The organism is Paraburkholderia sp. (assembly GCF_047605525.1).
GTDB lineage: Bacteria > Pseudomonadota > Gammaproteobacteria > Burkholderiales > Burkholderiaceae > Paraburkholderia.
The window spans coordinates 31,736-44,948 of the sequence record NZ_JASGFN010000033.1; the positions used below are offsets into that span (position 1 = coordinate 31,736).

Consider the following 13,213-nt stretch of genomic DNA (forward strand, 5'->3'; position numbering starts at 1 on the left):
GAAAAGCGGCGCCAGCCGGCTTCTGCGACAATAGAACGATCAGGAATTGTACGGGAAAGCGCCCAGCGAAGCGCGTGACCCTCGCGCCGCTGCGAACTCCGGCAATTTCACCTTCCCCCCACGATCCATGCGCCGCACGCCTTCGTCCGAACCCTCGCCGATTTCCACCCAGCCCCGCAACGACTGGCAGACGATCCTGTCGCTGCTGCCGTATCTCGCCACTTATAAATGGCGGGTCGGCTTCGCGCTCAGTTGCCTGATCGGCGCGAAGGTCGCCAACCTCGGCGTGCCGATCGTGATGAAGCACATCGTCGACAGCCTCGCGTCGGTCCGGCATCTGAGCGCGCTCGGCCGCGCGCACGACGCGCCCGGCATCGTGCTGCTCGGCGGCGTCGGCTTGCTGGTGGTCGCGTACGCGGTGGTGAGGCTGTCCACGTCGTTCTTCACCGAGCTGCGCGAGATCCTGTTTGCGAAAGTGACCGAAAGCGCGGTGCGCCAGCTCGCGCTGAAGGTGTTCCGGCATCTGCACGGCCTGTCGCTGCGTTTTCATCTGGAGCGGCAGACGGGCGGCATGTCGCGCGACATCGAACGCGGCACGCGCGGCATTACGCAACTGATTTCGTATTCGCTGTACAGCATCCTGCCGACGCTCGTCGAAGTCGGCCTCGTGCTCGGCTTTTTCGTCGTCAAATACGAGGCCTACTACGCGATCGTCACGTTCGTCGCGCTCGCGGCGTATATCGTCTTCACGGTGAAAGTGACCGAGTGGCGCACGCACTTTCGCCGCACGATGAACGATCTCGATTCGAAGGCGAATTCGCGCGCAATCGATTCGCTGCTCAACTACGAAACCGTCAAGTACTTCGGCAACGAGGAGTGGGAAGCGAGCCGTTACGACGAGAACCTCAAGCGCTATCGCGCGGCGGCGATCAAGTCGCAGCGTTCGCTGTCGGCGCTGAACTTCGGGCAGCAGGCGATCATCGGCACCGGGCTCGTATTCATCCTGTGGCGCGCGACGCAGGGCGTGATGGCCGGGCACCTTACGCTCGGCGATCTGGTGCTGATCAACACGTTCATGTTGCAGCTCTATATTCCGCTGAATTTTCTCGGCGTCGTCTATCGCGAGCTGAAGCAGAGCCTGACCGACATGGACCGCATGTTCTCGCTGCTCGGCGCGCCGCAGGAAGTGCCCGACGCGCCCGATGCGCCAGCATTGCAGGTGCGCGGCGCGCAGGTGCGCTTCGAGCACGTGAGCTTCGCGTACGAACCCGCGCGGCCGATCCTGCACGACGTGAGCTTCACGATCGCGGCCGGCACGACGACCGCGGTGGTCGGCCATAGCGGCTCGGGCAAGTCGACGCTCGCGCGGCTACTGTTCCGCTTCTACGATCTGGACCGCGCGGCGGGTGGCGCGATCGTGATCGACGGGCAGGACATTCGCGACGTCACGCAGGGTTCGCTGCGCGCGTCGATCGGCATCGTGCCGCAGGACACGGTGCTGTTCAACGACTCGATCTACTACAACATCGCGTACGGCCGGCCGTCGGCGACGCGCGACGAAGTGATCGCGGCGGCGCGCGCCGCGCATATCCACGAGTTCATCGAAAGCTTGCCGAAGGGGTATGACACGCCGGTCGGCGAGCGCGGTCTCAAGCTCTCGGGCGGTGAAAAGCAGCGCGTCGCGATCGCGCGGACGATTCTGAAGAATCCGCCGATCCTGCTGTTCGACGAAGCGACGTCCGCGCTCGATTCGCGTTCCGAGCGCGCGATCCAGCACGAACTCGACCAGATCGCGCGCGAACGCACGACGCTGATCATCGCGCACCGGCTTTCGACGGTCGTGCACGCGCAGCAGATCATCGTGATGGACAAGGGACGTATCGTGGAGCGCGGCACGCATGCCGAACTGCTGCGCGCGAACGGCCTGTTCGCGCAGATGTGGGCGTTGCAGCAGCGCGCGGGGCGGACGCCGGAGGTGGCGGAAGCGGTGAGCGGCGAAGTCGGGGTGGAGACGGATGTGCCGTGATGGGGCGGAAGGTTCCGGCCGCCACAGCCAGCCGCTATAAACGACCTTGTTTGCCTTCAGCGCGCGCGCAACAGCCGGTCCAGCGCTTCCAACTGCGCCTGCGTACCGACGTTCTCCCACACACCCTCATATAGCTCGCCGCTCGCCAGCCCGCGCGCGATCGTCTCGCGGTAATACGGCGTCAGCGCGCGCCGCGTGCCGCGCGGCAGTTCGCGGAACATGCGCGTGTCGTACAGCCCGAAGCTGCCGAACGTGAGGCGCGGCTGCGTGTCGAGCGACAGCACGCCATTGACGAGGCCAAAGTCGCCGTTCGGGTGAAACGCCGGGTTCGGCACCATCACCAGATGCATGCCGGGCTCGGGCAATGCCTTCAACTGAGTGGCGCGCGCGTGCAGCGTCGCGTAATCGAAATCGGTGTACACGTCGCCGGCCACCGCGACGAACACGTCGTCTTCGCCGTTGCCGGTCAACAAAGGCAGCGCCTGTGCGATGCCGCCCGCGGTCTCCAGCGCCTCATGCTCGGGCGAATAGCGCAGTTCGACCTGCCAGCGCGAACCATCGCCGAGCGCGGCTTCGATCTGCTCGCCGAGCCATGCGTGATTGATCACGATGCCGCGGATGCCGGCCCGCGCGAGCCGTTCGATCTGCCACACGATCAGCGGCTTGCCGCCCACTTCGAGCAAGGGCTTCGGGCACGCGTCGGTCAGCGGACGCATGCGCTCGCCGCGGCCCGCGGCGAAAATCATCGCTTTCTTTACAGACATCGTTATTGGTCAGAAGGTATAGCCGACTTCCCGCGCGCGGCCTTCGAGGTCGTCGAGCAGCTTCGCGAACCCGCGCAAGGGCGCGTAACGTTCCGCGACCTTGCGCGCATAGCCGATGAAGCGCGGCAGGTCGTTCATGTAATGCGCCTTGCCGTCGCGATAGTGGATCCGGCAGAACAGGCCCAGCACCTTGATGTGCCGCTGCAGCCCCATCCATTCGAGCTGGCGATAGAACTCGCCGAAATCGGCGTCGACCGGCAGGCCGGCTTTTTTCGCGCGTTCCCAGTAGTACGCGAAGCAGTCGAGCTCGAACTCCTCGTCCCAACTGAGGAACGCGTCGCGCAGCAGCGACACGACGTCGTACGTGATCGGCCCGTACACCGCGTCCTGGAAGTCGAGCACGCCGGGGTTCGGCTCGGCGATCATCAGATTGCGCGGCATGAAATCGCGCAGCATGAAGCTCTGCGGCTGCGCGCGCGCGCTCGCGATCAGCAGCGCGAACGTGCGATCGAGCAGCGCGCGCGTATCGGCATCGACGTCGCGGCCGAGATGCCGGCCGATGAACCACTCGGGCATCAGTTCCATCTCGCGGCGCAGGAACGCTTCGTCGAACGGCGGCAGCACGTTCTCGCGCGAGCTCGACTGCCAGCGGATCAGCGCGTCGAGCGCGTCGCGCATCAGCGCGCGGGAGCGGCGCGCGTTGCCGGCGGCTTGCGCTTCGGTGAGCGCGCCGAGATACGACGCGGTGCCGAGATCGGTGACGAGCATGAAGCCGGCGTCGAAGTCGACTTCGAGCACGCGCGGCACGTGCACGCCGGCATCGGCGAGCAACTGGGCGATTTGCGCGAATTCACGGCATTTTTCGGGCGGCGGCGCGTCGACGGCGATCAGCGTGGCCGTGCCGTTGCCTTGCGGTGTCTTACCGGCGAGCCGGAAATAGCGGCGGAAACTCGCGTCGGACGAGGCCGGAACGAGCGTGCCGGGCTCGAGCGCATGGCGCGCCGCGTGGCTTTGCAGCCAGGCCTTGAGCAGGGAGAGACGGGTGTCGGTAAGGTCTTGGGTGGGAGGCAGCGTCATGAAAACCGGCGGCAAATTCAGAGGGGCAACGTCTTGCCATATAATACCCCACGACTTTTTTGACGCGACTCACACGCCAGCTCTCGCGTGTTCCGTTCTACCGCCCGCCTTATCGTTCGGCAAATGGTGAATCCTTGATGTACAGCCGACTGTCACGGTCGCGGTGTGCAGGCGGTGGATCGTGACGACGGAAGCTCGCGCACGGGCCGATTCGCCAAACGATACATGCCGCCTAGACAGCTTTCCGATACCCCTTCCTCCTGTGCAGTAGCGCCGCGCAAAAGGCGGCTCGTCGCGGCGCTGGTCGCCGTTCCGGGCCTGATGCCCACGCTTGCGCACGCCCAGTTGGCGGGGGAAGCTGCGCAGCCCCAACCGGTCGACGCGCCCTGGGGCATGCGGCTTGCTCCCCAGCTCGAAGAACATCCGTTGCAAAGCGGCCAGCGGCCGGCCACCTTCGTGCTTGGCGACGGCGCGAGCGGCACGATCGACCAGGATCTCGCGGTCAAGGGCTCGGCCGAGTTGCGTCACAACACGTCCGTGATCAAGGCCGACGCGCTGCACTACGATCAGGACACGGACATGGCCGATGCATACGGCAATGTCCACGTCACCAACACCGGCAATACCTTCGTCGGCCCCGAAGCGCATCTGCGCGTCGATTCGACCGAAGGTTTCATGACCGCGCCGAAGTACCACTTCAACGTGACGGGCGGCTCGGGCAGCGCGGAACGCGTCGACCTGCTCGACGCCGAGCGCTCGGTGTTCACGAAAGGCACCTACACGGCGTGCGCGTGCGCGGACAATCCGGCCTGGTACATCAAGGGCAGCGAGTTCGATTTCGACACCGGCGCGGACGAAGGCGTCGCCTACAACAGCGTGCTGTTCTTCCAGGGCGTGCCAGTGTTCGCGTCGCCGTGGCTGTCGTTCCCGCTCTCGGGTGACCGGCGCAGTGGCCTGTTGCCGCCCACGTTCTCGCTGAGTTCGTCGAACGGCTTCGAGCTGTCGGTGCCGTATTACTTCAACATCGCGCCGAACCGCGATCTGACCGTGACGCCGCGTCTGATCTCGAAGCGCGGTGTGCAGTTGCAGAGCACGTTCCGCTATCTGTCGCCGACGTACTCCGGCTCGATCACCGGCGAGTTCCTGCCGGACGATCACCTGACGAAGACCAATCGTTACGCGATATACATCCAGCACAACCAGAACTTCGGCAACGGGTTCGGTGGCTATATCTATTACAACAGGGTTTCGGACAATACCTATCCGGAAGACCTGTCGTCGTCGGTCAACCAGTTCATGAACGGCACCCAGCTCCTGTACCAGCAGGAAGCCGGGTTGACCTACAACAACGGGCCGTGGTCCGTGCTCGCGCGCGAGCAGCACTGGCAGACGCTGCAGCCGTCGGTCGCGCCGTACGGCCGCGAGCCGCAGTTGAACGTGAAGTACGCGAAGTACAACGTCGGCGGCTTCGACTTCGGCGCCGAGGCCGACTACACGAACTTCCGCATCACCACCGCGGACGTGACCGAAGGCCAGCGGGTGCTATTCAACCCGTACGTGTCGTACTCGGTGGTGGGGCCGGGCTACTTCGTCACGCCGAAGGTGCAATGGCACTTCGCGTCGTACAACCTGAACAACATCGGCACCGATCTGAGCGGGGTGCCGGGGGCGGCGAAGAATTTCACCGAGTCGATCCCGACCTTCACGTTCGATTCGGGGCTCATTTTCGAGCGCTCGGTGCGGTTGTTCGGACAGGACTATATCCAGACCCTCGAGCCGCGCCTGTACTACGTGTACACGCCGTACCGCAACCAGAACAACGCGCCGCTCTTCGATACCGCCGATTCCGACTTCGGTCTGGCGGAAATCTTCACGCCGAACACCTTCGTCGGCAACGACCGGATCGCCGACGAGAATCGCCTGACCGCCGGCATCACGACGCGCTTCATCAACCCGGCGACGGGCGACGAGCGGGCCCGTTTCGTTATCGCGCAGCAGTACTATTTCCAGGACCAGCGCGTCACGCTGCTGCCGACCCAGACCAGCACGCAGGCCACGCATTCGGACCTGATCGCGGGCGCGTCATTCAAGCTGGGCGCTGGTTTCGCTTCGGAAGCGGCGTTCCAATATAATGCCGACAACAACCAGCTCGTGAAGACGAGCGTCGGCTTCGGCTTCAGTCCCGAGACCGGCAAGGTGCTCAACGTCGGCTACCGCTACACGCGCGCGAACACCACGCTGGACAACCAGCCGATCAATCAGGTCGTGATTTCGGGCCAATGGCCGCTGTCGCACCGGGTGTTCGGTGTCGGCCGGTTCAATTACGACCTGGGCGGCCACCGGATCGTCGACGGTCTGGTCGGCCTGCAATACGACGCGGACTGCTGGACGCTCGGCGCCGGCATCCAGCGCTATGCGAACGGCTTGAACACGTCGGGGCAGAATCAGTCGAGCACGCGGTTTCTGGCGCAGTTGACGTTCAAGGGCCTGTCGAGCGTCGACAACGGACTGATTACCGCGTTCCGCAGCAGCGTGGCCGGCTATACGCCGTTGCCGCCGCCGCCACCGCCGGAGTCGCGGTTCACCAACTACGAATGACGGTCGCCCGGTCATTCATGGCATGCGAAAAGACGGGCGAAGCGCCCGACATCACTGGAGTATCTGTGGCAATCATGAAAAAGCTTCGCTTCGCAACGCTCGCGGCGAGTCTCGCCGCCGCGGCGTCTTTCTTTCCGGTTGCGTCGGTACAGGCGCAGGCATTGAGCGGCAGTAACGGCCAGACGGTCGACACCATCGCCGCGGTGGTCAACAACGGTGTCATTACGCAGCGCGAACTTGACGAGCGCGTCGGCCTGATCGCGCACCGGCTGAACCAGCAGAACGCACCGGTCCCGCCGATGGACCAGTTGCGCCAGCAGGTGCTCACGCAGATGGTGCTCGAGCGCATCCAGTTGCAGAAGGCGAAGGAAGACGGCATCACCGTCGACGACGCGGCCGTGCAGCGCACGCTCGAGCGTCTCGCGCAGGCGAACAACATGCCGCTCGAGATGTACCGCGCGCGCATCGAGGCGGCGGGCGTGCCCTGGAGCACCTTCACGAGCGACGCGCGCACGGAGCTGACGCTGTCGCGTCTGCGTGAAAAGGAAGTGGACAGCAAGATCACGGTGACGGACGCCGAGGTCGCGAACTACATCGCCAGCCAGCGCGGCCCGAACGCCGGCCAGACGAACGATCTGCACATCCAGCACATTTTCCTGAAGGCGCCGCTTAACGCGCCGGAGACCGACATCGAGGCGGCGCAGAAGAAGGCCGAGGCGCTGCTGGCCGAAGCGAAGGGCGGCGCGAATTTCGAAAAGCTCGCGAAGGCGAATTCGCAGGCACCCGATGCGGCGAAGAACGGCGGCGACCTCGGTTTCCTCGCGCCGTCGAAGCTGCCGCCCGAGTTCGTCACGGCCGCGTCGACGCTGCGCCCGGGCGAGGTCGACCCGCAACTGATCCGCACCAACGACGGTTTCGAGATCGTCCGTCTCGTCGAGCGCCGCGCCGGTCAGGGCAGCACCGGCGACGCGCCGAAGCTCGTGCAGACGCACGTGCGCCACATTCTGCTGCGCGTCGGCGATGGCCTCTCCGAGCAGCAGGCACGCCAGAAACTGCTCGACATCAAGAACCAGATCGCCGCGGGCGGCGACTTCGCGAAGTTCGCGCGCACCTACTCGCAGGACGGCTCGGCGTCGCAGGGCGGGGATCTCGGCTGGATCAGCCCGGGCGAAACGGTGCCGGAATTCGAGCGCGCGATGAACTCGCTGCAGGACGGCCAGATCAGCGACCCGGTCCGCAGCGAATACGGCTACCACCTGATCCAGGTGCTCGGCCGCCGCGACGCGGAAGGCTCGGTCGCGCAGCAGATGGATCTCGCGCGTCAGGCGATCGGCCAGCGCAAGGCGGAACAGGCTTACGCCGACTGGCTGCGCGAATTGCGCGACACCGCGTACGTCGAAGTGAAATCCGCGCCGCCGAGCGTGCAGTAAGGTTCATGTCATGACCAGCGCCGCCCAGTCCGCAAGCCGTCCGCTGCAGATCGCGATCACGACCGGCGAGCCCGCCGGCGTCGGTCCCGAGCTGACCGCGCAGGCGCTGGCCGGGGCGGCGGCGCACTGGCCCGGCGCGCAGTTCACCGTGCTCGGCGACGCGCAACTGCTCGCCGATCGCGCGCGCGCGGTGGGCGTCGACTGGGCCGCGCTGATCGCCGACGGCAAGCGTGTGCGCATCCAGCATCACGCGCTCGGCGCGCCGTCACGGGCGGGCCGGCTCGACGCCGCGAACGGCCGCTATGTGCTCGACCTGCTCGATGCGGCGATCGACGGCGCGGTGGCCGGCACGTTCGACGCGATCGTCACCGCGCCGCTGCAAAAAAGCACGATCAACGATGCCGGTGTGCCGTTCACCGGCCACACCGAATATCTCGCCGAGCGCACCCATACGCCGCGCGTCGTCATGATGCTCGCGGGCATCGGCAAGCGGCCGCTGCGCGTCGCGCTCGCCACCACGCATCTGCCGCTGAAAGACGTGGCGGCGGCGTTGACGATCGGGAGTCTGGTCGAGACGCTGCGCATCATCGACCAGGACTTGCGCCAGCACTTCGGCTTACCCGCGCCGCGCATTCTCGTGACGGGGCTGAACCCGCACGCGGGCGAAAACGGCTATCTGGGCCGCGAGGAAATCGACGTCATCACGCCGGCACTGAGGCAGGCGAACGGCGCGGGCATCGACGCGCGCGGCCCCTATCCGGCCGACACGCTGTTCCAGCCGCGCTATCTCGAAGAGGCCGACTGTGTGCTCGCGATGTTCCACGACCAGGGCCTGCCGGTGCTCAAGTACGCGACGTTCGGCGAAGGCATCAACGTCACGCTCGGCTTGCCGATCATCCGCACGTCGGTCGACCACGGCACCGCGCTCGATCTGGCCGGCACCGGCCGCGCCGACGCGGGCAGCCTGATGGCCGCGATCGACACGGCGGTGTCGATGGCGCAACACCGTCGCGCGGGCTGAGCACTGCCGTTGCTATTGCGTTAGCGGCTTGCACGCAGAGGCGTATTTCTTTTCCCAGGCAGTTTTCTTTCCAGCGTTTCTCCGATGTCCACCAGCAGACAGCAAGGCCGGCACCAGGGCCATCTCGCGCGCAAGCGTTTCGGTCAGAACTTTCTGATCGACATGGGCGTGATCGATTCGATCGTCGACGTGATCCGGCCGCGGCGCGGCGAGCGCATGGTCGAGATCGGGCCAGGACTCGGCGCGCTCACCGAACCGCTGATCGAGCGCCTTGCGACGCCCGAGGCGCCGCTGCACGCGGTCGAGCTGGACCGCGATCTGATCGCCCGTCTGAAGACGAAATTCGGCGACCTGCTCGAACTGCACGCGGGCGACGCGCTCGCGTTCGACTTCGGCTCGCTCGCGGCTCCCGGCGAGAAGGCATCGTTGCGCATCGTCGGCAATCTGCCGTACAACATTTCGAGCCCGCTGCTGTTTCATCTGGCGACGTTCGCGGATCGCGTGATCGATCAGCACTTCATGCTGCAGAACGAGGTGGTCGAGCGGATGGTCGCGGAGCCCGGCACGAAGGCGTTCAGCCGCCTGTCGGTGATGCTGCAATATCGCTATGTGATCGACAAGCAGCTCGACGTGCCGCCCGAGGCGTTCCAGCCGCCGCCGAAGGTCGATTCGGCGATCGTGCGGATGATTCCGTACGAACGGCACGAAATGCCGGTGGTCGACGAAACCGTGCTCGGCGACGTGGTGACGGCGGCGTTCTCGCAACGCCGCAAGATGCTGCGCAACACGCTCGCCGCGCTGCGCGACAGTGTGGATTTCGACGCGCTCGGCTTCGACCTGCAACGCCGCGCGGAAGACGTGCCGGTCGCCGAATACGTGAGCGTCGCGCAGGCGGTGGCGGCGCGACGCGCAGCCGCATCGGAATAAGCGTGACGCCGCGGTGGGCCACTGCGCGTTACGCGGCGCTCCGCCTGGCCGGTGCGTTGACGAGCGCGATGCCGGTCAGCACGAGCAGCGCGGCGGTGAGGAAGCGCCCGCTGAACGATTCGCCGAGCAGCAGCACGCCGAAGGTCACGCCAAACAGCGGCGTCAGAAACGAAAACACCGATAGACGCGACGCGATATAGCGCGTGAGCAGCCAGAACCACAGCAGATAGCTGACGAACGCGACGATCACCGCCTGATACGCGAGGCTCGCGAGCGCGAGCGGCGTCACGGTCTCCACGCGCGCCTGACCGAGCACGAGCGCCAGTGCGAGCAACACCACCGCCGACACGATCAACTGATAGAGCAGCGTCTTGCTCGCGCTCGTATGCGCGAGCCGCGAACCACGCACGACCACGGTAGTCGCGGCCCATGCGATGCCGGCGAGCACGCCGAGCGCGTCGCCGGCGGCGCCCGCGAGCGTCGAGCCGTGAGCCGCGCCTGTGCCCGCATGCAGGAAGCCGTCCGCGAACGCGAGCGCCATCCCCGCGAACGCGATGATGATGCCGAGCCACTGAATGCGGCGCATCCGTTCGCCATCGACGAACCAGTGCAGGCCGAGCGCCGTGAAGCACGGTGCCGTGTACAGGAAGACCGCCATGCGCGACGCGCTCGTCAGCGTCAGGCCGAGAAAGATGCAGATGAACTCGGCCGCGAACAGCACGCCCGCGAGCAGGCCGGCGCCGAGCGTGCCGTCGTCGCAAAAGAGCGGCGTGCCGCGCGAGCGCGCCCATGCCCACACGAGCACCGACGCGATCGCCGAGCGCAGTCCCGCCTGAAAGACCGGCGGCAGCGCCACATTGGTGGTCTTGATCGCGACCTGCTGGAGTCCCCAGATCGCGCAGAGGCCGACCATCAGCAGGATCGCGAAGCTATCCGGGGCGCGGCGTGTGGGCAGGGCAGTGGTCGTGCTCATGGGCGATGATGGGGTGGCGAGATCGGAGAAGGGTGGCGATGCCGGCCGGGGGATGGCGGAGGCCATACGATAGCAAAGCGACCCGGCGGCGAGCGAAGCCCCTATCTTCTACGCGAGCTTGCCGGGGATCGCAAGCTTTCTCTTTGCTTGCCCGTGACGGCCCGCACCGCACGTCGTGCTGCCTGCAGCGCCGCCCGATTCCGGGTAAATTGACGATCTCGTTATCAAGCTACAAGGGAGTGCGCGATGCGCCTGCTTCATACCATGATCCGGGTCGGCGACCTCGATCGTTCGATCGCTTTCTACACCGAACTGCTCGGCATGAAACTGCTGCGCCGCAATGACTATCCGGATGGCAAATTCACGCTGGCGTTCGTCGGCTACACCGACGAGCGCGACGGCACGGTCATCGAACTGACGCACAACTGGGACACACCGTCGTACGATCTCGGCACCGGTTTCGGCCACCTCGCGGTCGAAGTGGAAGACGCCTATGCCGCGTGCGAGAAGATCAAGGCGCGGGGCGGCACCGTCGTGCGCGAAGCGGGTCCGATGAAGCACGGCACGACCGTGATCGCATTCGTCACCGATCCGGACGGCTACAAGATCGAATTCATTCAGCGGAAAAAGTGATGTGAATCGCGGATGAGGCCGCGCTCCACGCGTCAAAGCGTCGGCAGCAATTCCGGCGGATGCGACTTCAGCGTTTGCCGCGCCTCGCGAAATTCCGGAAAAATCGATTCGACGGTCTGCCAGAAGCGCGGGCTGTGATTCATCTCGCGCAGATGCGAGAGCTCGTGTGCGACGACGTAATCGATGATCGACAGCGGGAAATGAATCAGTCGCCAGTTCAGGCGGATCTTGCCGTCGCTCGAACAACTGCCCCAGCGCGTCGCCGCCGCCGACAGCGCATACGCGCGATAGTCGACGCCGAGCTTCTGCGCGTAAATCGCGAGACGTTCGCCGAACACGCGCTTCGCTTCGCCTTGCAGCCAGCCCTGCACGCGGTCCTTGATCTGCTGCGGATCGGCCTGCAACGGCAGCGGCAATTGCAGCGCGGCATTCTCGGCACAGAACGCGAGCGTGCCTTGCGGCGCGCCGAGCGTCACGCGCACCGGCTGGCCGAGATAGGGCACTTCGGCGCCGTCTTTCCAGTCGATCTTCGGCAATGCGCGCTGTTCGACGCGCGTTTGCCATTCGATCAGCTTTCTGAAAATCCAGCGCTGTTTTTCGGTGATCGCGGTTTCGATATCAGCGAGCGTGACCCAGCGCGGCGCGGTGATCGTGAGTCCGGTGCTGTCGATCGCAAAGCCGATCGAGCGGCGCGCCGAACGCTTGAGCACGTAGTGCAGCGTGCGCGAACCGATGGTCAGGCTGCGCAGCTTGCTGCCGTCCGGCGCGAGGGGCACGGCGGGTGGCAACGCCGGCGATGGACTCGATGAGCTTGGGGAACCTGGTAAAGAACCCGGCGCGGAAGGTGAAGGGGTCGGTGAAGGAGACGACGACGTCGACCCCGGCTCGGCGAAGAGCGGGAGATCGAGCTGCCGGTTTTCGAGCGCCGCAGCGGGCTGCGGCGTAGGAGACTTCTGCATCGGCTTCGCTTCGCGCAATACGCCGCGTGGGCGTGGCGCGTCAGATGGGAGCGGCGGCGGAATCGTCTGCCGCCGCGCGGTATGCAGTGGGATCGATGCGGCGCATTTCGGCTTCGATCCACTGTTCGACGCGCGTGTTCACTTCGTCGGGCGTGAGCCCCGTCGTGTCGATCGGCTTACCGATCGACACCGTGACTATACCCGGATATTTCGTAAACGAGTTGCGCGGCCACACGCGCCCCGCGTTGTGCGCGATCGGCACGACCGGCGCGCCGGTCGCGATCGCGAAGCGCGCGCCGCCGGTCTTGTACTTGCCCTGCTTGCCGGTCGGCGTGCGCGTGCCTTCCGGAAACATGATGACCCACGCGCCTTCGGCCATGCGCACCTTGCCCTGATTCGTGACCGATTCGAACGCGTATTTGCCGGCCTTGCGGTCGATGTGAACCATCTTCAGCATGCCGAGCGCCCAGCCGAAGAACGGCACGTACAGCAGCTCGCGCTTGAACACGTAGCACAGCGGCCGCGGCATGATCGCCGGAAACGCGAGCGTTTCCCATGCCGACTGGTGCTTCGACAGCAGCACGGCCGGACCGTTGGGCAGGTTCTCCAGGCCTTCGATGCGGTAGCGGATACCGTTCAGGTAGCGCACCGCCCACAGCGTGAGGCGGCACCAGCCGGTCGCCATCCAGTAGCGGTTTTCCGCGCGCATGAACGGAAACGCGATGAAGCACGCGGTCGCGTACGGCACCGTGGCCAGCACGAAATAGATCAGCAGCAGCAGGGAGCGGAAAAAGCGCATCGGCGT

General features: G+C 65.6%; 11 protein-coding genes. 6 read left to right on the plus strand and 5 right to left on the minus strand.

What is annotated here, in order from left to right; all coding sequences use genetic code 11:
- Positions 1 to 127 precede the first annotated feature (127 nt).
- Positions 128 to 2,026, plus strand: coding sequence for an ABCB family ABC transporter ATP-binding protein/permease (locus tag QM685_RS32850; RefSeq protein WP_415123373.1), 1,899 nt, complete (start codon positions 128 to 130; stop codon positions 2,024 to 2,026).
- A 56-nt stretch (positions 2,027 to 2,082) separates the two neighbouring features.
- On the opposite strand, the gene murU is transcribed toward QM685_RS32850, so the two are convergent.
- Together murU and QM685_RS32860 are read right to left on the minus strand one after the other, a co-directional pair.
- A complete protein-coding gene (gene murU, locus QM685_RS32855; RefSeq protein WP_415123441.1) occupies positions 2,083 to 2,796 on the minus strand; it encodes an N-acetylmuramate alpha-1-phosphate uridylyltransferase MurU in 714 nt (237 codons plus the stop codon).
- A gap of 3 nt (positions 2,797 to 2,799) precedes the next feature.
- Entirely contained in the window at positions 2,800 to 3,867 is a 1,068-nt protein-coding gene (locus tag QM685_RS32860; protein WP_415123375.1) for an aminoglycoside phosphotransferase family protein, read from the minus strand.
- A 225-nt stretch (positions 3,868 to 4,092) separates the two neighbouring features.
- Between QM685_RS32860 and QM685_RS32865 the strand changes: the two genes are divergently transcribed.
- The 4 genes from QM685_RS32865 to rsmA all read left to right on the plus strand — a co-directional run bounded on the left by QM685_RS32865 (position 4,093) and on the right by rsmA (position 9,843).
- Entirely contained in the window at positions 4,093 to 6,465 is a 2,373-nt protein-coding gene (locus QM685_RS32865) for an LPS-assembly protein LptD (protein WP_415123377.1), read from the plus strand.
- Positions 6,466 to 6,530: 65 nt separating this feature from the next.
- Positions 6,531 to 7,895 (plus strand): peptidylprolyl isomerase, encoded by a 1,365-nt coding sequence (locus QM685_RS32870; protein WP_415123379.1) that lies wholly within the window; start codon positions 6,531 to 6,533, stop codon positions 7,893 to 7,895.
- 10 nt (positions 7,896 to 7,905) lie between these two features.
- On the plus strand, positions 7,906 to 8,916 hold the full coding sequence (gene pdxA, locus QM685_RS32875; RefSeq protein ID WP_415123381.1) for a 4-hydroxythreonine-4-phosphate dehydrogenase PdxA: 1,011 nt from the start codon (positions 7,906 to 7,908) through the stop codon (positions 8,914 to 8,916).
- A gap of 84 nt (positions 8,917 to 9,000) precedes the next feature.
- Positions 9,001 to 9,843 carry a 16S rRNA (adenine(1518)-N(6)/adenine(1519)-N(6))-dimethyltransferase RsmA gene (gene rsmA, locus QM685_RS32880; protein ID WP_415123383.1) on the plus strand — a complete coding sequence of 281 codons (843 nt, stop codon included), beginning with the start codon at positions 9,001 to 9,003 and terminating at the stop codon, positions 9,841 to 9,843.
- A gap of 28 nt (positions 9,844 to 9,871) precedes the next feature.
- On the opposite strand, the gene QM685_RS32885 is transcribed toward rsmA, so the two are convergent.
- Complete coding sequence (locus tag QM685_RS32885; protein ID WP_415123385.1) at positions 9,872 to 10,816, minus strand: DMT family transporter; 945 nt, start codon at positions 10,814 to 10,816, stop codon at positions 9,872 to 9,874.
- Between the two features lie 246 nt (positions 10,817 to 11,062).
- On the opposite strand from QM685_RS32885, the gene gloA reads away from it, so the two are divergent.
- Positions 11,063 to 11,449: a lactoylglutathione lyase gene (gene gloA / locus QM685_RS32890; protein WP_415123387.1), complete on the plus strand. Its 387-nt coding sequence runs from the start codon at positions 11,063 to 11,065 to the stop codon at positions 11,447 to 11,449.
- 32 nt (positions 11,450 to 11,481) lie between these two features.
- Here the strand turns inward: gloA and QM685_RS32895 are convergent, their stop codons facing one another.
- Complete coding sequence (locus QM685_RS32895; protein ID WP_415123389.1) at positions 11,482 to 12,408, minus strand: M48 family metallopeptidase; 927 nt, start codon at positions 12,406 to 12,408, stop codon at positions 11,482 to 11,484.
- A 40-nt stretch (positions 12,409 to 12,448) separates the two neighbouring features.
- Positions 12,449 to 13,207 (minus strand): lysophospholipid acyltransferase family protein, encoded by a 759-nt coding sequence (locus QM685_RS32900; RefSeq protein ID WP_415123391.1) that lies wholly within the window; start codon positions 13,205 to 13,207, stop codon positions 12,449 to 12,451.
- Positions 13,208 to 13,213 lie beyond the last annotated feature (6 nt).

Bases quoted from the DNA above. Each gene is read 5' to 3' on its own strand.
- rsmA (WP_415123383.1), top strand. From the start codon at position 9,001: ATGTCCACCAGCAGACAGCAAGGCCGGCACCAGGGCCATCTCGCGCGC.
- QM685_RS32850 (WP_415123373.1), top strand. From the start codon at position 128: ATGCGCCGCACGCCTTCGTCCGAACCCTCGCCGATTTCCACCCAGCCC.
- QM685_RS32865 (WP_415123377.1), top strand. From the start codon at position 4,093: ATGCCGCCTAGACAGCTTTCCGATACCCCTTCCTCCTGTGCAGTAGCG.
- pdxA (WP_415123381.1), top strand. From the start codon at position 7,906: ATGACCAGCGCCGCCCAGTCCGCAAGCCGTCCGCTGCAGATCGCGATC.
- QM685_RS32885 (WP_415123385.1), bottom strand. From the start codon at position 10,816: ATGAGCACGACCACTGCCCTGCCCACACGCCGCGCCCCGGATAGCTTC.
- QM685_RS32895 (WP_415123389.1), bottom strand. From the start codon at position 12,408: ATGCAGAAGTCTCCTACGCCGCAGCCCGCTGCGGCGCTCGAAAACCGG.
- QM685_RS32900 (WP_415123391.1), bottom strand. From the start codon at position 13,207: ATGCGCTTTTTCCGCTCCCTGCTGCTGCTGATCTATTTCGTGCTGGCC.
- gloA (WP_415123387.1), top strand. From the start codon at position 11,063: ATGCGCCTGCTTCATACCATGATCCGGGTCGGCGACCTCGATCGTTCG.
- QM685_RS32860 (WP_415123375.1), bottom strand. From the start codon at position 3,867: ATGACGCTGCCTCCCACCCAAGACCTTACCGACACCCGTCTCTCCCTG.